This is a genomic window from Pseudomonas lyxosi (assembly GCF_047758685.1).
In the GTDB taxonomy this organism is placed as follows: Bacteria; Pseudomonadota; Gammaproteobacteria; order Pseudomonadales; family Pseudomonadaceae; genus Aquipseudomonas; species Aquipseudomonas lyxosi.
Genome location: NZ_CP180481.1, coordinates 3565499 through 3587231, shown reverse-complemented (window position 1 = coordinate 3587231; position 21733 = coordinate 3565499). Strand labels below are relative to the sequence as shown.

The following is a 21733-nucleotide window of genomic DNA, read 5'->3' as shown; positions in this document are numbered from 1 at the left end:
ACAGGTCGACACAACTGGAATGAAAATTCCCCCTCTGGTTACACTATGCCGCCGCTCGGGGAGCCGGCATGTAGATTACGGGGTGAAATCACAGTGGCCGTTCGACCGCCCAACCGTTCGCGACTGACATCACGCTGGCCTGCGCTACGCCGCTTGTTCGGCAAGTCATCGGCTGTATCCGCCGGTCACACCGCGACAGGTCGAGTCATCCACGACTGCTTCCACCGCAAGGCCCACACTCAGGGTTACACCCTCAGTCATAGCCAACTGCGCGTCATCGACTGCATGGCGCAACACGCCGCAGCGCTGGCGGGCACCTCGGCAAAAACGCTCCCCGGCCTTTACCTGCACGGCGCGGTGGGTCGCGGCAAGAGCTGGCTGCTCGACGGGTTTTTCCAGGCCCTTCCCCTCGCGGAAAAACAGCGCCTGCATTTTCATGAGTTTTTTGCGCAACTGCACCAAGGAATGTTCAGTCATCGCGATCAACCCGATGCACTGGAAATCACCCTCGACGAACAGCTGCGCGATTGCCGGGTGCTGTGTTTCGACGAGTTTCACGTCCATGACATCGGCGACGCGATGCTCATCACCCGGTTGTTCAAGGCATTGTTCCGCCGAGGCATCCTGCTGCTGGTCACTTCTAACTACCCTCCGGAAGGGCTGCTGCCCAACCCGCTGTACCACGCGCGTTTCAAGCCGGTGATCGACCTGATCAACGCACGCATGCAGGTCATGGAGGTCGGCGGCCCCCACGACTACCGCAGTCAGGTCAGAACCCATGCCCAGCAGCTGTTTACCCAGGGACAGTACGTCTGGCCGGCCACGCTGGCGCAGCGTCAGTCGTTGAACCTGCCCGAACGCGACGCGCCGGCCATTCAACTGCCCGTCGGGACACGCAACCTTCAGGCCCGACACTGCGAAGGGCGAACCATCGGTTTCACCTTCGGCGATCTGTGCGACCAACCCACGGCGGTCATGGATTACCTGGAGCTGTGCCGACGTTTCGATCACTGGTTCATCGATGAACTGCCCAACCTCGCCGAGTGTTCCATCGCCGCCCAGCAGCGCTTCATCAATCTGGTCGACGTCCTCTACGACCAGGACAAGCACCTGATTCTGCTCGGGCAGCAGTCTTTGCGCGAAAGCCTGGGCGGCGATGCCATCGATCTGGCGCGCACGCGCAGCCGGTTGGGGCAGTTGGTCGAAGTCAGGGATCCGGTCTGACACGTCCCCGGCCTTTGCCGGTATCATGTCGCCCGTTTCCAGGCCTCCGCGCCCTCCTTTCGATCAAAGTGAATCTGCTCATGGATACCCTTGCCCAACTGCGCGCCGGCCAACTGTCAGGCGTTACCCGCCTGGACCTCACCGGCGGCCTGACGGAGTTTCCGCGAGAAATCTTCGACCTGGCGGACTCGCTGGAAGTCCTCAACCTCAGTGGCAATGCCTTGAGCAGCCTGCCGGACGACTTGCACCGCCTGACCCGTTTGCGCGTGTTGTTCTGTTCGGACAATCTGTTCACCGAACTGCCCGACTGCCTGGGCCAATGCGCCGCACTGACGATGGTCGGCTTCAAGGCCAACCGCATCGAACGCGTGCCAGGCGCGGCCCTGCCACCGTTGCTGCGCTGGCTGATCCTGACCGATAACTGCATCACTGAACTGCCCGCCGAGCTGGGTCAGCGTCCGCACCTGCAAAAACTCATGCTTGCTGGCAACCGCTTGCAACGTTTGCCGGAGAGCTTGCGCCATTGCCATCGACTCGAGCTGATTCGCATCGCCGCCAACCGGTTGACCGAGTTGCCCGAGTGGCTGCTGACCTTGCCGAGCCTGACCTGGCTGGCGTACGCCGGTAACCCGCTGGAGACCGAAGCCGATGCGGCCGCCCTCGAAGCCACGCCCCACATTCCCTGGTCCGAACTGCATCTGAAGCAGCAACTGGGCGAAGGCGCGTCAGGGGTAATTCATCGGGCAATGTGGGATCGACCGGGCCAACCGGCCACACAGGTCGCCGTCAAACTCTACAAAGGCGAAATGACCAGCGATGGCTCGCCGTTGCACGAAATGAACGCCTGCATCACCGCCGGCTGTCACCCCAACCTGATCCGGGTTGAAGGGCGCGTCGTCGGGCATCCAGAAGCCCAGGCCGGGCTGGTGATGCAATTGATCGATCCGAGCTATCGCAATCTGTCCGGGCTGCCGAGCCTGGCGTCATGTACCCGCGACGTTTACGCCAACGACACCCGTTTCAGCGCTGGCGTGGCATTGCGCATCGCCTGTGGCATCGCCTCGGCAGCCGAACATTTGCACCGACATGGCATCACCCACGGTGACCTCTACGGCCATAACATTCTGTGGAATGAGCATGGCGATTGCCTGCTGGGGGATTTTGGCGCCGCGTCGTTCCATGCCATCTCGGACAGCCTTGAAAGCCGTGCGCTGCAACGGATCGAGGTACGGGCGTTTGGTGTTTTGCTGGGGGAATTGTTGGAGCGGATCGACTCGGGGTTGAGCGATGAAGGTCGTGTGCAGCTGGAGCAATTGCAGCAGCGCTGCTGTCAGCCGCAGGTGCTGACGCGACCGGGGTTCAACGAGCTTGTTCAGGCGCTGACAGTATTGGCCTCAACCACTGGAAGCCAACACAAACCTGTGGCGAGGGGCCTCGCCACAGGTCATCACACGCTCGAAGCGGTTTAACCCGCCAACCCGACAAACATGTCCTGCACGTCATCGTGGTTATCGAGGCCTTCGAGGAAGGCTTCGACTTCAGCCATCTGCTCATCGCTCAGGCCGCTGACCGGGTTTTTCGGCTGATAGCCCAGCTTGGCCGACAACACGGTGAACCCTTGCTCGGGAAGGGCTTTCTGCACCGCGTCCAGGTCCGCAGGCTCGGTCAGGAACAGGGTCGTGCCCTCTTCTTCACCCGGCTCGAAATCCTGGGCACCGGCTTCGATGGCGGCCATTTCCGGATCGGCGTCAGGGCTGTCCGGGGACGCCTCGATCATGCCGACATGGTTGAAGTCCCACGCTACCGAACCGGAAGCGCCCAATTGGCCCTTGCGGAACGCGACGCGGATTTCAGCAACGGTACGGTTGATGTTGTCGGTGACGCACTCGACGATCAACGGAACCTGGTGCGGAGCGAAACCCTCGTAAGTCACGCGATGGTACTGAACGGTCTCACCCAGCAGGCCCGCGCCTTTTTTGATGGCGCGATCCAGAGTTTCCTTGGGCATCGAAGCTTTTTTAGCCTGTTCAACCACCAGACGCAGGTGTGCGTTGGTAGCGACATCGGCACCGTTACGGGCAGCGATGGTGATTTCTTTTACCAGTTTGCCGAAGATCTTGCCCTTGGCGTTAGATGCCGCTTCTTTGTGTTTAACCTTCCACTGTGCGCCCATTACTCACTCTCTTGATCTATGGCGCCGAGACATCTATTGGCCGACGCATGGCGCAAGTTTATACGCCCTAAAGTTGGCAATCGACCAAAAAATCCACCCTGTTCACCCGCATGACCAATCGACATCTTCACCGGCAGTTGTAGGGCGATTCTGAAACTTCGATTTGCGGTGACCATAAAGGGCTGTGGTTTCGTACCCTCTGCGCCCGTATTCCATGGCAGAAGCGCGTTCGATGCACAACGACAAGGAAAGTCCTTTCACCCTGACACTCCTCGACGGCGATTTGAGTTTGCAGGTGTTGCAGTTCAGTGGCCGAGAAGCCCTCAACCAGTCCTATCGATTCGACATCGAAGTGATCGGCCTCGCACCGGCCATGAACCTCGACCGATTGCTACAACAGCCGGTGTTCCTCAGCCTGATGGAGGGCCAGGGTATTCATGGCGTACTTCACAGTGCCAGTCGCGAGCATCGCGGCCCCCACCGGATCGGCTACAAACTGGTGCTGGTGCCCTACCTTCAATGGCTCGACCGACAGCGTTCACGCCGCGTCTTTCATCACCTCAGCGTACCGATGATCCTGCGCCAACTGCTGGAGGAACATGATGTGCCCGAGGGGAGCTACCGCTTCGAATTATCCAACGGACACTATCCCGTCCGGCCTTTTTGCATTCAGTACGAGGAAAGCGATCTGGCATTGCTGCAACGGCTGTGCGAAGAAGAAGGCATTCACTATCACTTCGAACATCAGCGCGACGGGCATGTGCTGGTCCTGGCCGATGACAGCCTGAGTTTCCCCCAGGAACCAGTCCTTACGCCTTATCAGGACAACGCGCCCGAAGACAATGACGTGCCGGTGATCAGTGAGTTGTTCCAGCGCCATGACTCGCCGCCCTTTCCCTCACGACTGGAGGCCAGGAACCGTGGCTCGCAAAAACCCGACGAGGGCGCGGCCAACCACGCTTTTAGCAAACCATTGCCGATGATGGTCCGCCCCGCTTCCGAGCACATCCATCGCGATCAGTTGAGCCGACGACAACTGGAGCGTCTACGTTGCCAGCACCTGCAGATCCACGGTCAAAGCACCCAGAGCGCGCTGCGCAGCGCACGGATAGTGCAAGTGTCAGAACATCCACTGCCGAATTTCAACGATCAATGGCTGCTCACCGAAACCCGACACCAGGGGCAACAACCTTCGATTCTTGCCGCCGACAAACCCGATACGGTCCGCCATTATCGCAATCAGTTCACCGCCATTCCCTGGTCAACAGTCTTCAGGCCGGCGCTCAGACAGGCCAGGCCGAGCATCCCGGGCTATCAGCCCGCCCGGGTGCTGGGCCCTGCCGGGCAGCCGGCGGTGCTGGATGATCGAGGTCGAATACAGGTCAGGCTGTGGCCAACAGCGGAAGCGGTTGAATCTGTCGGTTTCTGGCTACCGGTCGCCCTTACAGCGCCGAACGGTCTGATTGACCCGTCCAGCCTGCCAACGGCCGGCAGCGACATCCTGATCAGCTTTCTCGACAGTGACCCGGACCGGCCGGTGCTATGCGTCGGCATGGGTCATCACCCGCGCACTCGGCCCGTTCCCGCGCCACGCCGCGATAGCCACTTACTGCTCGACTGGCTGGTCAATCGCTCGGACCTCACGCCCTGACACTCAGCCCTTGTCGGCCTTGCCTGCCGCCGCCGCGAACTTCGCCAGACGCACATCCAGATGCCGTGGCCGATGCCCATGATCCTCGGCGCGCTCCTTGCGGCGGATGGCGTTGCGCACCATCAGGGAGCCGAGGTAACGAATCGGTTCCGGCGGAAACAAGCCCAACGGGCCGTTGACCAGAGGTGAACGGGTCCAGGCGTTGTCCAACCCCTGGACCATCGAAGCGAGAATCTGCCCGCCCATGTGACACGGGCCAACCCCGCTGCCGGAGTATCCGAAACCGTAAAACACGTTGCCACTGGCGCTCATCTGGCCGAAGAAAGGCAAACCGGTGACGGAACGATCAGACGGACCGTTCCAGGTCGCCTCGACCTTGACCTCGGCAAACGCCGGAAAGAACTCGCTCAGGCTGTGCTGCAACAAACCGGCATAGGGCGATGGCTGATCGAACACCGGCAACATTCGCCCGCCGTAAGCAAAGGTATTGCCGCCCTTGCCGAGCATGATTCGGCCGTCCGGGGTGTTGTGGTAGTAGTGCACGAAAATCCGCGAATCGAGCACGGTGACGCCGCTGGTCAAACCGATCTCGTTGAGCAGATCGGGTCGTGGTTCGGTGATCAGCATGTCGCTGGAAACGATCGCCACACTACGCTCAAACTGTGGAAACGCCCGGGCCATCCAGGCGTTCATCGCCAGCACCACGCGATCCGCGCGAATGGTGCCATTCGGGGTTTGAATCCCCGCAGGCTTGCCCTCCTGCAACCCGGTCATGGCCGTGTGCTCGTGAATCCTCACCCCAAGTTGCAAGGCGACCCGGCGCAAGCCGCGCACCAGTTTGCCCGGTTGCACGCTGGCCGCCGCCGGGGAAAACCAGCCTTCCAGATGTTTGCTGGAACCGGCCATGCGTTGCACATCGGCCACCGGCCGTTGGGTGAAGGAGTTGATGCCATTGCGCTCCAACGCCGCGATCACGGCGTCGGTCGAGCCGCATTGGGCACGGTTGGTGGCAGTGTAGAGCGTGCCGTCGAGGCGGTAATCGGCGTCCACCCCGTACTGCTCGCAAAAGGCGCCGATGGCATGGATGCTGCGCTCCGATTCCTTGACCAGTCGCACGGCTTCTTCGACGCCGAACAGCCGTTCAAGGGTGAAGTACTTGGCCGACCACGACAGTGCACAACCACCGTTTCGACCACTGGCGCCGGCACCGCAGATATCAGCCTCGATCAGCAGCACATCCAGCTCGGGGTTCTGTTCCTTGAGCATGATTGCCGTCCACAGCCCGGTGTAGCCGCCGCCGACGATGCAGACGTCAGCGCGGGTGTCGCCCGCCAAGGGTTCGCATGGCGCGCAGGACTCGGCCGCCAGCGCCTGTTCCAGCCAGAAAGGTCTCATGGGTCAATCCTTAAGTACGCAGAGGTTTTACGGTGATCGGTTGGTTAGGCACGAAGGCGCTTTCGGCACGCAAGCCAGCCGGGCGGCTGTTCCAGTGCGGGATCAGCACCAGGGCCGAAAACATCGCACAGCCGGCGAAGACGATGAACACGGTGACCGAGTCGAAGTAGCCCGGCAGCAAGCCGCCGAGAATCGCCCCGACCGAGCCGCAACCGTTGACGAAACCGGCCGCTGTGGCGCCCGCCTTGGCGGTGCCGAAATCGATCGCGGCCGCGCCGCTGATCATCGAGTCCGGTCCGTACAGGGTCAGGCCCATGACGAACAGCAGCGCCACCACCAGCATCACGCTGCCGGTATGCAGGGCGCCCATGAACAAGGCCAGGGTCACGGTTAGCGCCAACAGGCTGAGCACACACGCCGGCATGCGTCGGGCGCCGAACAGTTTGTCTGAGGCCAGACCCAGCAGAATCGGCCCGAGTAACCCGGCCAGTTCAAACGCGGTCGGAATGATTGCCGCGCCGACCTTGCCCACCGAGGGCATCTGCTCGAAGACGATGACCGGCCCCCAGAGCAGAATCGCGTAGCGCGCCGGTTTCAGCAGAAAGTACGCCAGGCCCAGAACCAGCACGGTGCGGTTGCGCAGAATTTCTTTTAACGGTTCCAGCATGCTGATCTTGCTTTGCGCGTCGGCCTCTTGCGCCGTCAGTTGCGGCTCCGGTTCCACGGCCGGCAAGCCAACGTCTTCGGGTTTGTTGCGCTGAAAAATAAAAAACAGCACGGCGACCAGCCCAACCACCGCCGCACTGGAAAAGAACGCCGCATGCCAGGTGCCGATCAGCGTATACGCCCACCAGCCAGCAAACGGCGACGCCACCAACCCACCAAAGGCGTAGCAGGAACTCCACAACCCCAGCACCCGCCCCCGTTGCTCGGAGGGAAAGAAACTGCCGAGGTTCTTGCACAGCCCGGACCAGCCGGTGGACTGGGCAAACCCTTGAATCAGCATGCAGGTGGCGAAGATTGGCAACGTCGCGAAACTGCCCATCATCAAGGCTGCCGCCGCTGAAATCAGCAAGCCGCCAAACACTACGACCCTTGGGCCAAAGCGGTCGGCCAGGATGCCCCAGGTGAATTGCCCAATGGCGTAAGCCGTCAGGTAGATGGCGTCGAGGTTGGCCATGGCCATTTTGTCGAGCATGAAGGTGGGGTCTTCGGCGATCCCCAGTTTTGCCACGGAAAAAGCTTTGCGGGTGAAGTAGAAAGCGGCGTAAGCGAGCCAGGTGATCGCGAAGATCTGCACGCGCCAACGCTTGATAGTGCCGATGTGCTTGTTCATTGTGGTTCTGACCTCAGGGTGTGAGTGTGCCGGCAGAAATTGAGAAATAACGCCTGTTTTTTTATTGTTGAGCACTTCGATATCGCAGCTTCCCTGAGGCGATATCGGTCAGATGAGCCCTGCTGTTGCACGCACAGGCTCATGGCCGCCAACGCTGTTCGACTGACCAGTCACCGGGGCTGAGGTCGATAAAAACAATTACTGATTAATAAGTGAAATCGATTTATCGTATTTCCAATATAAGCTCAGCTTGTTACTGGAGGTTTCGATGTCGGTTTCCCACGCCCAGCTCAAAGCCTTCCACGCCGTGGCCGTCCATGGAAGCTTCACCAAAGCCGCCGAGCGGCTATTCCTCACGCAACCGGCGATTTCCGACCAAGTGCGCAAGCTCGAAGAGCGTTTCGGTGTGCTGCTGTTCCACCGCAACAAACGCTCGGTACGCCTGACAGATCTGGGCGAGCGCTTGCTGAGCATCACCCAGCGATTGTTCGTTATCGAGGCCGAGGCGCAGGAGCTCTTGCATGACTCCAGGGCCTTGCAGACCGGCAGCCTGATTCTCGCGGTGGATGCGCCAGTGCACGTGTTGCCGCAGATTGCTCGCTTTTGTGAGCGCTACCCCGGCATCAGCGTGAAGATCGAAACCGGCAACACCGACGAATCGCTGTTTCGGCTGTTCAACTATCAGGCCGACCTGGCGTTGCTGGGCCGGGAGGTGAGTGACGAACGTCTGATCTCGTTGCCGCTGCGCAACGACCCGATGGTGGCGTTCGTTTCGCGCAATCATCCGTGGGCCGACCGTGAATCGATTTGCCTCGCGGATCTGGATGACACGCCGTTGGTGCTGCGGGAAATCGGCTCGGTGACGCGGCAAACGCTGGAAGAAGAAATGGCTCAGGCAGGCTTTCGCATTCGCCCGGCGATTCAGGTTGAAGGTCGGGAGGCGGCGCGTGAGGCGGTGGTCGTGGGGATTGGCGTTGGTGTGGTATCGGCTGCCGAGTTCGGCGCGGATTCGCGGGTGTGTGCGTTGCCGATTACCGACTGCAAACGGCGATTGACCGAGACGCTGGTGTGCTTGCGCGAGCAGAGTTCGCGGCGGGTGGTGGCGACGTTTCTCGAGATGGTTCGCGAGAGCCTCCCCCAATGATCGTTCCCACGCTCCGCGTGGGAATGCAGCCCGGGACGCTCCGCGTCCCAAAGCGGACGCAGAGCGTCCATTGAGGCATTCCCACGCAGAGCGTGGGAACGATCACTCTCCTACGGCGCCAACTCGAAAAACGCCTGTATCAAGCGCAATTCCCGTCGCCGTTCCATGCAGCCAATCATGTGTCGGTTAACCAACCCTTCACCAAGAATCGGCACCGCCACCACCCGCGGGTCATGACTGACCTCCACCGATGACACCACGCCAACCCCCAACTCTGCGGCGACGGCTTCGGTCACCGCCTCGCGACTGTCCAGCTCCAGCAACACCCGTGGACTGACCAACGCCGTCGCGCACGCCTCGTCGAAGGTGCGTCGAGTGATCGAACTGGGCTCGCGCAACACCATGATCACCTGATCCAGCGCCTTGAGCGGCACCCCCTTGGACATTTGCGCCCACGGATGACCGTCGGGCACCAGCGCACAAATCCGTGATTCGCTTAAGTCTTGCAAATGCAGCCCCTTGCGCGGTTCGACTTCGGTCAGCACCGCCACGTCGGCATGCTCCGACAGCAACGCCGCCAGGGTTTCCTGAGCATTGCCCAGCCGCAGGTTCACGGTGATGCCGGGATACCGCGCGCGCAAACTCGCCAGCATCGGCATCACCATGTGCGGCCCGTCCGCCGCAACCTCCAGACGCCCGGTCAACAACTGCCGGTTGGCCTCGAGCATCACTTGCGCCTCTTCGGCCAGACCGAACATCGCCCGGGTGATCGCGGCCAGTTTGGTGCCCTCCTCCGTCAGCTCCACTCGTCGTGCGGTGCGCCGCAACAAGGTGATCTGGTAGTGCTCCTCCAGCGCCTTGATGTGGCCGGTGACCGCCGGTTGGCTGATGAACAGTCGCGCGGCGGCCCGGGTGAAGCTGCCCTCACGGGCCACCGCATCGAATGCGCGGAGCTGGAACAGGTTCATGAATAACCCTCACTGATGGCTGGCATAACAACAAACAATTTGATTGATAGCACGGCAAATTGCAATTTAAGCCCCGTAGCTTCATCCCATCGATTGCGAGGACACGAGAATGAGTACTGCCGAACCCATCCTGCTCACCCCCGGCCCACTGACCACATCGGCCCGCACCCGTCAGGCGATGATGGTCGACTGGGGTTCATGGGATGACCGCTTCAATCAACTGACCGCCAGCCTGTGCGAACAATTGCTGACGATCATCAACGGCGGCGACAGCCACCACTGCGTGCCCCTGCAAGGCAGCGGCACGTTCGCGGTCGAAGCGGCGATCGGCACGCTGGTACCTCGCGACGGCAAAGTCCTGGTGCTGATCAACGGCGCTTACGGCAAACGCCTGGCGAAAATCTGCGAAGTCCTCGGTCGTTCCTTCAGCACCTTCGAAACCGCCGAAGACGAACCGACCACCGCCGCCGACGTCGACCGCCTGCTGCGCGCCGACGCCAGCATCACCCACGTCGCGCTGATTCACTGCGAAACCAGCACCGGGATCCTCAACCCGCTGCCGGAAATCGCCCACGTCATCGCGCAACACGGCAAACGCCTGATCATCGACGCCATGAGCTCTTTCGGCGCACTGCCGATCGACGCGCAACAGGTGCCGTTCGATGCGCTGATCGCCGCCTCGGGCAAGTGCCTGGAAGGTGTGCCGGGGATGGGTTTCGTCTTCGCTCGCAAAGAAGCGCTGGCGAATGCCGCCGGTAACTCGCACTCGCTGGCGATGGACCTTTTCGATCAGCACACCTACATGGCCAAGACCGGCCAATGGCGCTTCACCCCGCCGACCCACGTGGTCGCGGCGTTGCACGAAGCCCTGCTGCAATACAACGAAGAAGGTGGCTTGCCCGCCCGGCATCAGCGCTATGCCAACAACTGCCAGGTGCTGCTCGATGACATGGCCAAACTCGGACTGCGCAGCTTCCTGCCGGCCGAAATTCAGGCGCCGATCATCGTCACCTTTCATGCGCCGAAAGATCCGCGCTACCAGTTCAAGGAATTCTACGAACGCGTCAAGGCTAAGGGTTTCATCCTCTACCCCGGCAAATTGACCCAGGTCGAAACCTTCCGCGTCGGCTGCATCGGCCACGTCAACCAGGACGAGATGCACGCGGCGGTAGCGGCGGTGGCCGAAGTGCTGCGCGAGATGGAAGTCCTCGAAATCTGATTCACGACGATCTGTAGCAGCTGCCGAGCCTGCGAGGCTGCGTTCGGCTGCGAAGCAGTCGTAAACCCTGACAACGCGGTCCAGCTGAAACACCGAAGTGGATGGCTTTTACGACTGCTTCGCAGCCGAACGCAGCCTCGCTAGGGCTCGACAGCTGCTACAGGGATCACCATTCCCCAAATACAGGATTTGAGACATGAACTACGCAAACCCAACCAAGCTGCAAGCCGCCATCCTCGACTGGGCCGGCACCGTGGTCGACTTCGGCTCCTTCGCGCCAACTCAGATTTTTGTCGAAGCCTTCGCCGAGTTCGACGTCCAGGTGTCCATCGAAGAAGCCCGCGGCCCGATGGGCATGGGCAAGTGGGACCACATCCGCACCCTGTGCGATCAGCCGGAAGTCGCCGAGCGTTATTGCGCGGTGTTCGGCCGTACGCCGACCGACGATGACGTCACCGCCATCTACAAACGCTTCATGCCCCTGCAAATCGAGAAAATCGCCGAGCACTCGGCGCTGATTCCGGGCGCGCTGGACACCATCGCCAATCTGCGCCAGCAAGGGATCAAGATCGGCTCCTGCTCCGGCTACCCGAAACAGGTCATGGACAAAGTTGTCGAACTGGCCGCCACCAACGGTTACGTCGCCGACCACGTGGTCGCCACCGACGAAGTACCCAACGGCCGTCCATGGCCGGCCCAGGCGCTGGCCAACGTGATCGCCCTCGGGATCGATGATGTCGCAGCCTGCGTGAAGATCGACGACACCGTGCCGGGCATTCTCGAAGGTCGTCGCGCCGGCATGTGGACCGTGGCGCTGATCTGCTCGGGTAACGCGCTGGGCCTGGACTACGAAGGTTACCGCGCTCTCGGCAGCGATAAGCTGGCCAGCGAACGCAAGCGCATCCACGCCATGTTCGAAGGCTCCCGGCCGCACTACATGATCGACACGATCACCGATTTGCCGGAAGTGATCGCCGATATCAACCAGCGCCTTGCCAAGGGTGAGATGCCGCAAACCAACTGATTGCGCCTGTCGCCGCATAAAAAAGCGCCAGTGCCTTAACGGAACTGGCGCTTTTTTTGTGGCCAACCTCCTGATTTAGAGCATTGAACGCCCAAATAGCCACAGGCAAATCCACCAAAGCGGATTACAGTTAAAGCACACCGTCGAACAAGAACGGTGGTCTGGACCTGACCTGTGAGGAACACCGTATGCCCTGGAAGAATTCCGATTCACGCTACAGCACCGTATCGATCGCGCTGCATTGGTTGATGCTGGTCCTGCTGGCGCTGGTTTACGCCTGCATCGAATTTCGCGGAATCTTTCCAAAAGGCAGTGGCGGCCGGGCGCTGATCACCGAGTCGCACTTTATGCTGGGCTTGACGGTGTTTGTATTGGTCTGGCTGCGGCTGTTTGCTCGCAGCCTGGGCCCCGCACCGCAAATCTTCCCGGCCTCGCCTCACTGGCAGACCGTGTTGGCCAAACTGATGCACTGGGCGCTGTACATTTTCATGATCGCCATGCCGATTCTGGGCTGGCTGGTCACCAGCGCAAAAGGTCACCAAGTGATGTTCTACGGCTTCGACCTGCCGCTGCTGGTCGCGGAGGACAAGGCGTTGGCCAAGCAGATTCAGGGTTGGCATGAGCTCGGCGGCACCATCGGCTACTGGCTGATCGGCCTGCACGCCTTGGCGGGGATTTATCACCACTATGTCGTGGGTGATAACACCTTGCTGCGGATGATGCCCAAGCGCGGTTGAATCCCGCCGCTCACTGGAAACCCCGGCGCCCCTGCAATCCGCCGGTATGGATGAAGATCAGGCGCGTGCCCTTTTCGAATTTTCCGGCTTCTACTTGCTGCTTGAGTGCCAACAGGGCTTTGCCGGTGTACAGCGGTTCGAGGGGAAGGCCGCTGGCCTGTTCGGTCTGATCGATGAATTCGAGCAACAGCGGATCGACTTTGGCAAAGCCTCCACGGCTGGCGTCTAACAATTCATAGGCGCGATTGTGTAAACCCGCCTCTTGCACAATTGATTCGACTTGCTGCGCCACACCATGATCGTCGGGCACCGCCAGCGCGCCATACACCGGGTGTTCACCCGCCTCGGCCAGCACCAGACCGGCCAGGGTCGTGCCCGTTCCGCAGGCCAGCCACCAGCCGTTGTAGTCGCTCCAGCCAAGACCGTTCAGTTGCTCGCTGACCATTGTCCTCAGCGGCATGCAACCCTTCGCTCCCTGCAAACCGCCGCCACCTTCCGGCACCGGATGCAGATCGGGGTACTGCGCCCGCCATGGCAACCAGAAACCCGGCTCGTGCCGCGCTCGATAACCGCCATAACCGAGCCAATGCAACTGCATGCCGAACGTCTGCAAGTCTTTTACCGTTGGCGTTTCTTGCGGATGACCGCGCAGCAGGCCAACGGTGCGAAAACCAAAACGCTTACCCGCCGCGGCCAGTGCATGCAGATGATTGGAGTGCGCACCGCCCAGACTGATGATGCCTTTGGCGTCGATCTGGTCAGCGGCTTTCAAGTGCTCGATGAGTTTGAACCACTTGTTGCCGCTGATCAGAGGGTCGATTTGGTCAAGGCGCAGGACCGCGACTTCGATCCTTGATCGGGTGAGCCAATCAAGATGAAGGGGTTCAAGGGGGGCTTGGGGTAGCCATTCGTTGGGCGGGAGAAGCATCGATGCCGGCTCTGGGTGAAGAGCCGGCATCTTAACAGCCGTTGTCGAGATTACAGCTGAGCAGCCAGACGCGACCCCTGGTTGATCGCCCGTTTGGCATCCAGCTCTGCCGCCACATCCGCGCCGCCAATCAAATGCACGTTCTGCCCGGCCGCCACCAGACCTTCGTGCAATTCACGCAGCGGATCCTGACCGGCGCAGATCACGATGTTGTCCACCGGCAGCACTTGCGGCTCGCCGGTTTCGCCGATGCGGATGTGCAAACCTTCGTCGTCAATCTTCAGATACTCGACGCTGTTGAGCATCTGCACCTGCTTGTTTTTCAGACCGGTGCGGTGAATCCAGCCGGTGGTTTTACCGAGGCCGTCGCCGACCTTGGATTTCTTGCGCTGCAGCAGGAACACTTCACGCGCCGGTGCATGAGGTTCAGCCTTGATGCCGGCGACACCGCCGCGCGCTTGCAGATGCGTATCGATGCCCCACTCCTTCCAGAACGCCTCGCGGTTCTGGCTGGTGGCCACGCCCTGGTGAACCAGGAACTCCGAGACATCAAATCCGATACCACCGGCGCCGATCACCGCGACACGCTTGCCCACCGGTTTGCGCTCAAGGATCACGTCCAGGTAGCTCAGCACCTTGGCGTTCTCGACACCCGGAATCGCCGGAGTTCTTGGGGCGATGCCGGTGGCAAGGATGATCTCGTCGTAACCGCCTTCGACCAGTTTCGCCACATCGACGCGGGTGTTCAGGCACACCTCAACGTTGGTGGTCTGCAGTTTGCGGTTGAAGTAGCGCAGGGTTTCGAAGAATTCTTCCTTGCCCGGCACACGCTTGGCGATGTTGAACTGGCCACCGATTTCGCTGGCCGAATCAAACAGCGTCACCTGATGACCCCGCTCGGCGGCCACAGTCGCCGCGGACAAACCGGCAGGACCGGCACCGACCACCGCGATTTTCTTGATCTGCTGCACCGGCAGGTAATTGAGTTCGGTTTCGTGACAGGCGCGCGGGTTCACCAGGCAACTGGTCAACTTGCCGCCGAAGGTGTGGTCCAGACAGGCCTGGTTGCAACCGATGCAGGTGTTGATTTCATCGGCACGACCTTCAGCGGCCTTGTTGACGAAGTCCGGGTCGGCGAGGAACGGCCGCGCCATGGAGACCATGTCGGCATCGCCTTCGGCCAGAATCTGCTCGGCCACTTCCGGGGTGTTGATACGGTTGGTGGTGATCAGCGGAATGCTCACCGAACCGCGCAGCTTGGCCGTGACCTTGCTGAACGCGCCGCGTGGCACTTTAGTGGCGATAGTCGGGATCCGCGCTTCGTGCCAGCCGATGCCGGTGTTGATAATCGTCGCACCCGCCTGCTCGATCGCCTTGGCCAACTGGACGATTTCTTCCCAGCTGCTGCCGCCTTCCACCAGATCGAGCATCGACAGACGGAAGATAATGATGAAATTAGGGCCTACCGCTTCGCGCACCCGGCGGACGATTTCCACCGGCAGGCGCATGCGGTTTTCGTAGCTGCCGCCCCAACGGTCGGTGCGGTGGTTGGTATGGGCGGCGAGGAACTGGTTAATGAAATAACCTTCGGAACCCATGATCTCGACGCCGTCGTACTCGGCCTGTTGCGCCAGGGACGAACAGGTGACGAAATCGCTGATCTGCTTCTCGATGCCTTCCTCGTCCAGCTCTTTAGGCTTGAACGGGTTGATCGGTGCCTGAATGGCGCTCGGCGCGACCTGCTTCGGGCTGTAGGCATAACGCCCGGCGTGAAGGATCTGCATGCAGATCTTGCCGCCCGCCTCGTGCACCGCGCGGGTGACGATCCGGTGCTTGAGCGCTTCTTCCTCGGTGGTCAGTTTGGCTGCGCCGGAGTACACCCCGCCCTCGTCGTTCGGGCCAATACCACCAGTGACCATCAGGCCAACACCGCCACGGGCACGTTCGGCAAAATACGCCGCCATGCGCTCGAAACCGCCGGGCTTTTCCTCAAGACCAGTGTGCATCGAACCCATCAGGGTACGGTTGCGCAGCGTGGTAAAACCCAGGTCCAGCGGGGCCAACAGGTGCGGGTAATGAGCGGCGGCCATCGGTAACTCCACATCGAGCGATCACGGAAAAAGTGCAGGAGCTCTTCGGCCCCCGTCAGTCATGTTGGACAGACTAAGAGTCGCGCCGCTGTCACTCAATGACCGTAACTGACAACTTATTGATCCAAATGTGCAGCGCCCCTTGGCAAGCGTCGGCATGCGCCCTACCCTAGTCGCGAACCCTGCACACGGCCGTTGACTGTTTCCCCATGCGCAAACTTCTGTACCTGACCTTCTCCATGGCATTGATTGCCGCCCTTACGACCTACGCCATGTGGGCCGCGGACCGTCCGGTGGGTCATTACCTGTCGGACCTGCGCATCAACCTCGCGGTCGACCAAGGCACACCCGCCGATCGCGGCAATTTGCTGGGCATCCAGCCCGAGCTGTTTCCCACCGACTATCAAAGCTCCGAGCGCCTGCACCGCAAGTTGGCGGCGTATTTGCAGAAGGCCCAGGACCAAGGCCTGCTGAACGAAAAAACCATCGTCGTCCTGCCCGAACATGTCGGCACCTGGTTGATGGTCAGCGGCGAGAAAGATGAGCTGTACCAGGCGACCACGCTCAAGGAAGCCATGAACTGGCTGGCGGTCAGCAACCCGCTGAAGTTCGTCCGCGCGCTGATCAGCGCCAAGGGTGACAAACGTCTGGACGACGCACACCTGCGCATGAAGGCCAAAGGCATGGCCAAGGACTACCAGGCACTGTTTGGTGGTCTGGCGAAAGAATTCCACGTGACGTTGGTGGCGGGCTCCATCGTGCTGCCCGAGCCTAGCGTCATCGACGGCACCCTGAAAATCGGCCGCGGCGCGTTGTACAACAGCAGCGTGGTGTTCGGTCGCGATGGTCTGCCGATCGGCCAGCCCCAGCGCCAGATGCACCCGATTTTCGATGAACATGAAGTCATCGCCGCCAATGGCGAGCATACGCTCAACGTCGTCGACACCCCGGCCGGACGCTTGGGTGTGCTGATCGGCAGCGACAGCTGGTACCCGGACAATTACCGTAAGCTCGACGACCAGGGTGCGCAGTTCGTCGCGGTCCCGGCGTTTGTGATCGGGCGCGGCACCTGGGACAAACCGTGGCGCGGTTACAAGGGGCTGTCGACGCCTGGCTCGGTCAGTCTCAAGACCGGGGAGCTCAGCGAGGGTCAGGCCTGGCATCGTCTGACACTCACCGCTCAACCGCCCAGCAGCCAGGCAATCGCCGGCATGAGCGTGTTCCTGCGCGGTCAGTTCTGGGATCAGGGCAGCGCCGGTCAAAGTTTTCTCAGCAGCAACGGGCGGCAGTTCGCCGACGGCAATGCCCGTGGCGCGCGCTTGCTGAACCTCTGGTTGTAACCGATGAAACCGTTGCCGATGCGACTCGGCGATCTGTCGGTGGGCTTTGTTCATAGCCTGGCCGACGCCGTGCGCAGCCACGGTGCAGACCCTCAGCCGCTACTCGAACAATACGGCCTCGACGCGGCTCGCCTCAGCGAAGCGGGCGCCCGGCTCTCGATCCCGCGCTACATGCGCCTGGGCCACAGCGCCATTCAACTGACCGACAACCCGGCACTTGGCTTGCGTATGGGTCAGCTCAGTCGCCTGAGCCAGGTCGGCCTGGCCGGGGTCACGGCTGCTCAGGCGCCAACGGTGCGAGAAGCCGCGCGGTGCCTGATTCGCTTCGAAGCCTTGTATGGCTCCAACTATCGCGGTCAATCGAGCTTTCACGAAGACGCCCAAGGCGCCTGGCTGCGGTTTTATTCCATCATCCCTTACAACGCCTACAACCGCTTCGTGGTGGATTCGATCATCGCTGGCTGGTTGCAGCAATTGTCCAGCATAAGCCCTGCCCCGTTGCGGGCCGAACGCATCGAGATCGAGTTTGATGAGCCGGATTACCGCACGGCTTATGAAGTACTGGGCGACTGCCCGATCCAGTTCGGCAGTGAGCACAATCAACTGCGCTTGAGCCTTGCCAGCCTCGCCCAGCGCAACCCGGAACACTGCCCGAGCACCTGGCGACACCTGCTGCAACTGTGTGAACGGGAACTGGAGCAACTGACACGCACCCGCAGCCTGCGCGAACGCATCACTCAGTTACTGGGGCCATTGCTCAATGGTGGCCGGGAACCCGACCTGGAAGAAGTGGCGGCACGCCTGAAGCTGCCGACCTGGACCTTGCGCCGCAAACTCGCCGAGGAAGGCACGCAATTTCGCGCGATCCTCAATGACACGCGTCGCGACCTGGCCATGACCTACATCCGCGATACCGAACTGGCGTTCGGAGAAATCGCCTACCTGCTGGGCTTTGCCTCAGCCGAAGCCTTTCAACGGGCCTTCAAACGCTGGAGCGGCCAGACTCCCGGCGAGTTTCGCCGCAGTCATCGCCAATCCGCTTGACGTTTACAGCTCGGTAGCGTCTTCGGCCGGTTCCAGCGGGTCCAGTTCAAACGCCTGATACTCGAGCAGCTCTTCTTGATATTCGTCCATTTTGAATCCCCCACAGCTCGTTGAAAAAAACGCCTGAATAAATGACCAGCGCCCCGAGCATAAAGTGCCCACGTGAAAGAAAAATGACGCAGGCACGCCGCTCAGCGACTACTTAATAAAACGTAGCAGGCCGTCAGGAATTTATCACAGGATTTTTTCGATACAGGCCGTAGGACAACGGCCTGGGTTGACGCGGATCAATTTAAAAGCCGCTGCGGGATCGGTGTCGTCTGACCCGATCCCGCAGCGTCAGAGCACGATTACTGGCCAGATACAGGAATGGCCGAAATAGGCTCGGTGGGTGGAGGCAGGCTTGATTGGGGCGGCGGAGTGACCGTTTCCGTGGTCGATGCAGGTTCGGAATTCTCGGCTGGAGCAATCGGAGCGGCTTCAGGCGGCGGTGCAACAGGCTCAGAGGCTGCTGGAGCCGCTTCGGCAGGTGCCGGCGCAGGTTCTGCCGCAGGTGCCGGGGTCGGCGCCAACGGAGCTGGTGCGGGCTTGGCTTCAGGCACGCCGAGATCGGGTTTCGGCTTATCCTTGATGTGCGCGGCCTTTTTCGCTTCCGGCGGCAGGAACAACTCGACCAGGGTGAAGAACCGCTCGTAGAACTTGGGCGACGATACGGTTTCGCTGGCAACCTTGACCATCGAGTCGTCGGACGAACCGATCGGCATCGACACCGAACCCAGCACGCCCACACCAACGCTGGCGGAGTTGTTGGTCTTCTTCAGCGCATAACGGTCCTGCAGGGCGTTGGCGAACATGGTCGCGTGGAGCCCCTCACTGCCGTCATCGGCACAGACCACACTGAAGCTGATCTCCATGTGGCTCTCGCCGGTCTGCTGGAAGCTTTTGTGTCCGCTGACCAGCTTCGGGTCGGAGCTGGTGATGATGTAGCCCTGGCTGAGCAACGCCCGACGGGCGGCTTCGCACGTCTGCGCATCCGTTACCGGGTAGCTGCGCGAAAACGTTCCGGAGTCATCGAAGTTCTCATGCTCGTAGATAGGGGCTTTCTTCGACGAGCAGCCGGCCGCGGCGGCCAGCACCAACGCCAGCCCTGCAACACGCATGGGAAATGATTTAAACATTGAACATCCTGAGGAAAACGGTCCGGGGCGTATTGTGCAACAGATCGATGCTTAGCGGAGCATCGATTAGTGTCTTAAAACAGTTACAAGTCTACTGACTGTCATTTACAGGAAAAAGTCGCACGGTAAATACTCAGGCGACGGGTAACTCGCGCTGCCTTTGTTTCGCCCATAAAAAACCCCAACCTTTCGGCCGGGGTCTTTGTGTCGCGTAAAACTCAGTCAGGCATCAGAAGCGTTTGATCTCAGCCTGGCTTTCCAGCAGTTTGCGGTAGGCCGCAAAGTCTTGCTGGCCAATGCGCGAAGCGAGGAAGCGACGGTATTGAGCCTTCTCTTCTTCAGTCGGCGCAGCCGCTTCGTTCACGCCGTTCAGACGCACAATCACCAGGCTACCATCGGCCAGGGTCACGCTGCTGAAGGTCGGCTTGTCCTTGGCGACAGGCTTGGGCATGCGGAACAGCGCCTGCAGCACGGTTGGGTCAACCCCTTCCTGGCCACGAGTGGCTGCCTGGGTCACTTTCCAGCTCTGACCGTCGATCGCCTTGTCCAGCGCAGTCTTGCCATCGCGCAGGCTGACAATCAGCTCTTCAGCCTTGGTCTTGGCTGCAGCACTGGCGTGCTCCTTGGCCAATTGCACGCGAATGCTGGCAGCCACGCTTTCCAGCGGCAGTTGCGCAGGTTTCAGGTGCTCCTTGGCGCGCAGCACGATCACGGTTTCCGGATCGAGCTCGATGGCGGTGCTGTTGGCACCCTCATCCAGCACTTCAGGGCTGAACGCAGCAGTGATCACGGCACGGTTGGCCGCAACACCTTCGCCACCTTCACGGCCGAACGGTTTGGACGTATGAACAGTGAGCTTCAGGTCCTGCGCCGGCTGAGCCAGATCGGAGGCTTCGAACGACGAGTCTTCCAGTTGCTTGGTCGCCTCGACGAAACGCTGCTCGACCTGCTGGGTTTTCAGCTCACGGGTCAGCTTGTCTTTCAGGCTGGCGAGCGTCGGCACTTCAGGCGCTTCGACACCCAACAGCTTGATCAGGTGAAAACCGAAGTCGGTGCGGACCGGTGCCGAGATCTGATCCTTGGCCAACGCATACAGCGCTGTTTCGAAGGCTGGATCGTAGACACCTGGACCGGCAAAGCCGAGGTCACCGCCGTTGTTCGCCGAACCCGGGTCTTGGGAGAATTCCTTGGCCAGGGCCTCGAACTTCTCGCCTTTTGCCAGACGTGCCTGGATCTCCTCGATCTTGGCCTTGGCTTGCGCTTCGGTCACCTTGTCGTTCACTTCGATCAGAATGTGCGCGGCCCGGCGTTGTTCCGACAGGTTTGCGGTTTCTTTCTGATACGCCGCTTGCAGGTCTTCGTCCTTGACGCTGACCTGATCAAAGAAGGAAGCCTTCTTCAACTCCAGGTAATCAATGACCACCTGATCCGGCGTCATGAATTCCTTGGCGTGTTCGTCGTAGTAGGCTTTGACTTCATCGTCGGTCAGCTTCACAGCCGCCGGGTCAGCCTTGACGTTCAGCGAAGCGAAATCGCGGGTCTGTTTTTCCAGACGGGCGAATGCCAGAACCTGTGCGTCGGTGACGAAACCGCTACCTGCCAGACCAGCGCGCAGCTGACCGATCAGCATTTCCTGAGCCAGCATCTGACGGAATTGCATGCGGCTGTAGCCGAGTTGGCGAATAACCTGGTCGAAACGCTCTGGGCTGAACTTGCCATCAACCTGGAATTCAGGCGTCTGCAGGATCACCTGGTCCAAAGCAGCTTCGGAAAAAGCGAACTTCGAGTTTTCTGCGCCTTGCAGCAGCAGCTTGCGGTCGATCAGGCCTTTGAGGGCCGATTCGCGCAGCATTTTTTCGTCGAGCAAGGAAGCATCGAAATCCTTGCCCAGCTGTTGCATGAGCTGACGGCGTTGCATATCGACCGCCTGGCTCAGCTCGTTCTGGCTGATTTCTTCGCCATTGACCTTCGCCGCATCATTACGATGCGTAGTGGCCTGAAAAATGGCGTCGAAACCGGTCAAAGCCATCAGTGCAACGATGACCCCGATAATGGTCTTGGCAATCCAGCCTTGTGAATTGTCCCTGATATTCTGCAGCATGCGTCCCCCAGAAACGGTTGAACTTCAAAATTAGGCAACCGTGGAGCGTGGGTAGAATCCGGATAGAAGAAAGGCGCATCCGAGGATGCGCCTTCTCGTAACTGGCGGAGCGGACCGATGACTCGAACTTGCGAGCCTCGGCGTCTCGGATCGGCGACTCGCCGACTGGACTACCGCTCCG

17 protein-coding genes are annotated in these 21733 nt (G+C 60.6%); 9 read left to right on the top strand and 8 right to left on the bottom strand.

The window, feature by feature from the left end; genetic code table 11:
• Positions 1–93: 93 nt before the first annotated feature.
• Both zapE and ACMXYI_RS16445 read left to right on the top strand, forming a co-directional pair.
• On the top strand, positions 94–1224 hold the full coding sequence (gene zapE / locus ACMXYI_RS16450) for a cell division protein ZapE (protein WP_415768137.1): 1131 nt from the start codon (positions 94–96) through the stop codon (positions 1222–1224).
• An 80-nt stretch (positions 1225–1304) separates the two neighbouring features.
• Complete coding sequence (locus ACMXYI_RS16445; protein WP_415768136.1) at positions 1305–2693, top strand: leucine-rich repeat-containing protein kinase family protein; 1389 nt, start codon at positions 1305–1307, stop codon at positions 2691–2693.
• Here ACMXYI_RS16445 and ACMXYI_RS16440 read toward each other — a convergent pair.
• A complete protein-coding gene (locus ACMXYI_RS16440; protein WP_415768135.1) occupies positions 2690–3397 on the bottom strand; it encodes a YebC/PmpR family DNA-binding transcriptional regulator in 708 nt (235 codons plus the stop codon). The genes ACMXYI_RS16445 and ACMXYI_RS16440 overlap by 4 nt on opposite strands.
• Before the next feature lie 232 nt (positions 3398–3629).
• Between ACMXYI_RS16440 and ACMXYI_RS16435 the strand changes: the two genes are divergently transcribed.
• Positions 3630–5048: a type VI secretion system Vgr family protein gene (locus ACMXYI_RS16435; RefSeq protein WP_415768134.1), complete on the top strand. Its 1419-nt coding sequence runs from the start codon at positions 3630–3632 to the stop codon at positions 5046–5048.
• A gap of 3 nt (positions 5049–5051) precedes the next feature.
• Here the strand turns inward: ACMXYI_RS16435 and ACMXYI_RS16430 are convergent, their stop codons facing one another.
• Both ACMXYI_RS16430 and ACMXYI_RS16425 read right to left on the bottom strand, forming a co-directional pair.
• Positions 5052–6443 carry an FAD-dependent oxidoreductase gene (locus tag ACMXYI_RS16430; RefSeq protein WP_415768133.1) on the bottom strand — a complete coding sequence of 464 codons (1392 nt, stop codon included), beginning with the start codon at positions 6441–6443 and terminating at the stop codon, positions 5052–5054.
• A gap of 10 nt (positions 6444–6453) precedes the next feature.
• Entirely contained in the window at positions 6454–7779 is a 1326-nt protein-coding gene (locus ACMXYI_RS16425; RefSeq protein WP_415768132.1) for an MFS transporter, read from the bottom strand.
• Positions 7780–8047: 268 nt separating this feature from the next.
• Here ACMXYI_RS16425 and ACMXYI_RS16420 point away from each other — a divergent pair, with 268 nt between their 5' ends.
• Positions 8048–8923, top strand: a complete 876-nt coding sequence (locus tag ACMXYI_RS16420) for a LysR family transcriptional regulator (protein WP_415768131.1) — start codon at positions 8048–8050, stop codon at positions 8921–8923.
• Between the two features lie 110 nt (positions 8924–9033).
• On the opposite strand, the gene ACMXYI_RS16415 is transcribed toward ACMXYI_RS16420, so the two are convergent.
• Complete coding sequence (locus ACMXYI_RS16415) at positions 9034–9891, bottom strand: LysR substrate-binding domain-containing protein (RefSeq protein ID WP_415768130.1); 858 nt, start codon at positions 9889–9891, stop codon at positions 9034–9036.
• Positions 9892–10000: 109 nt separating this feature from the next.
• On the opposite strand from ACMXYI_RS16415, the gene ACMXYI_RS16410 reads away from it, so the two are divergent.
• From ACMXYI_RS16410 to ACMXYI_RS16400, 3 genes are all read left to right on the top strand, one after another.
• The gene (locus ACMXYI_RS16410; RefSeq protein ID WP_415768129.1) at positions 10001–11110 is read left to right on the top strand and encodes a 2-aminoethylphosphonate--pyruvate transaminase; all 1110 of its coding nucleotides are present in this window, start codon (positions 10001–10003) and stop codon (positions 11108–11110) included.
• Between the two features lie 196 nt (positions 11111–11306).
• Positions 11307–12134 (top strand): phosphonoacetaldehyde hydrolase, encoded by an 828-nt coding sequence (gene phnX, locus ACMXYI_RS16405; RefSeq protein WP_415768128.1) that lies wholly within the window; start codon positions 11307–11309, stop codon positions 12132–12134.
• A gap of 188 nt (positions 12135–12322) precedes the next feature.
• Entirely contained in the window at positions 12323–12871 is a 549-nt protein-coding gene (locus ACMXYI_RS16400; RefSeq protein WP_415768127.1) for a cytochrome b, read from the top strand.
• A gap of 10 nt (positions 12872–12881) precedes the next feature.
• Here the strand turns inward: ACMXYI_RS16400 and ACMXYI_RS16395 are convergent, their stop codons facing one another.
• Both ACMXYI_RS16395 and ACMXYI_RS16390 read right to left on the bottom strand, forming a co-directional pair.
• Positions 12882–13799, bottom strand: coding sequence for a 1-aminocyclopropane-1-carboxylate deaminase/D-cysteine desulfhydrase (locus ACMXYI_RS16395; RefSeq protein ID WP_415768126.1), 918 nt, complete (start codon positions 13797–13799; stop codon positions 12882–12884).
• A gap of 50 nt (positions 13800–13849) precedes the next feature.
• Complete coding sequence (locus tag ACMXYI_RS16390; RefSeq protein ID WP_415768125.1) at positions 13850–15889, bottom strand: FAD-dependent oxidoreductase; 2040 nt, start codon at positions 15887–15889, stop codon at positions 13850–13852.
• 209 nt (positions 15890–16098) lie between these two features.
• Between ACMXYI_RS16390 and ACMXYI_RS16385 the strand changes: the two genes are divergently transcribed.
• The gene (locus ACMXYI_RS16385; protein WP_415768124.1) at positions 16099–17229 is read left to right on the top strand and encodes a carbon-nitrogen hydrolase family protein; all 1131 of its coding nucleotides are present in this window, start codon (positions 16099–16101) and stop codon (positions 17227–17229) included.
• A 3-nt stretch (positions 17230–17232) separates the two neighbouring features.
• Positions 17233–18273 carry an AraC family transcriptional regulator gene (locus ACMXYI_RS16380; RefSeq protein WP_415768123.1) on the top strand — a complete coding sequence of 347 codons (1041 nt, stop codon included), beginning with the start codon at positions 17233–17235 and terminating at the stop codon, positions 18271–18273.
• 350 nt (positions 18274–18623) lie between these two features.
• Here the strand turns inward: ACMXYI_RS16380 and ACMXYI_RS16375 are convergent, their stop codons facing one another.
• Both ACMXYI_RS16375 and ACMXYI_RS16370 read right to left on the bottom strand, forming a co-directional pair.
• Complete coding sequence (locus tag ACMXYI_RS16375) at positions 18624–19451, bottom strand: DUF2242 domain-containing protein (protein ID WP_415768122.1); 828 nt, start codon at positions 19449–19451, stop codon at positions 18624–18626.
• Positions 19452–19680: 229 nt separating this feature from the next.
• Positions 19681–21552 carry a SurA N-terminal domain-containing protein gene (locus ACMXYI_RS16370; protein ID WP_415768121.1) on the bottom strand — a complete coding sequence of 624 codons (1872 nt, stop codon included), beginning with the start codon at positions 21550–21552 and terminating at the stop codon, positions 19681–19683.
• Positions 21553–21733: the final 181 nt, after the last annotated feature.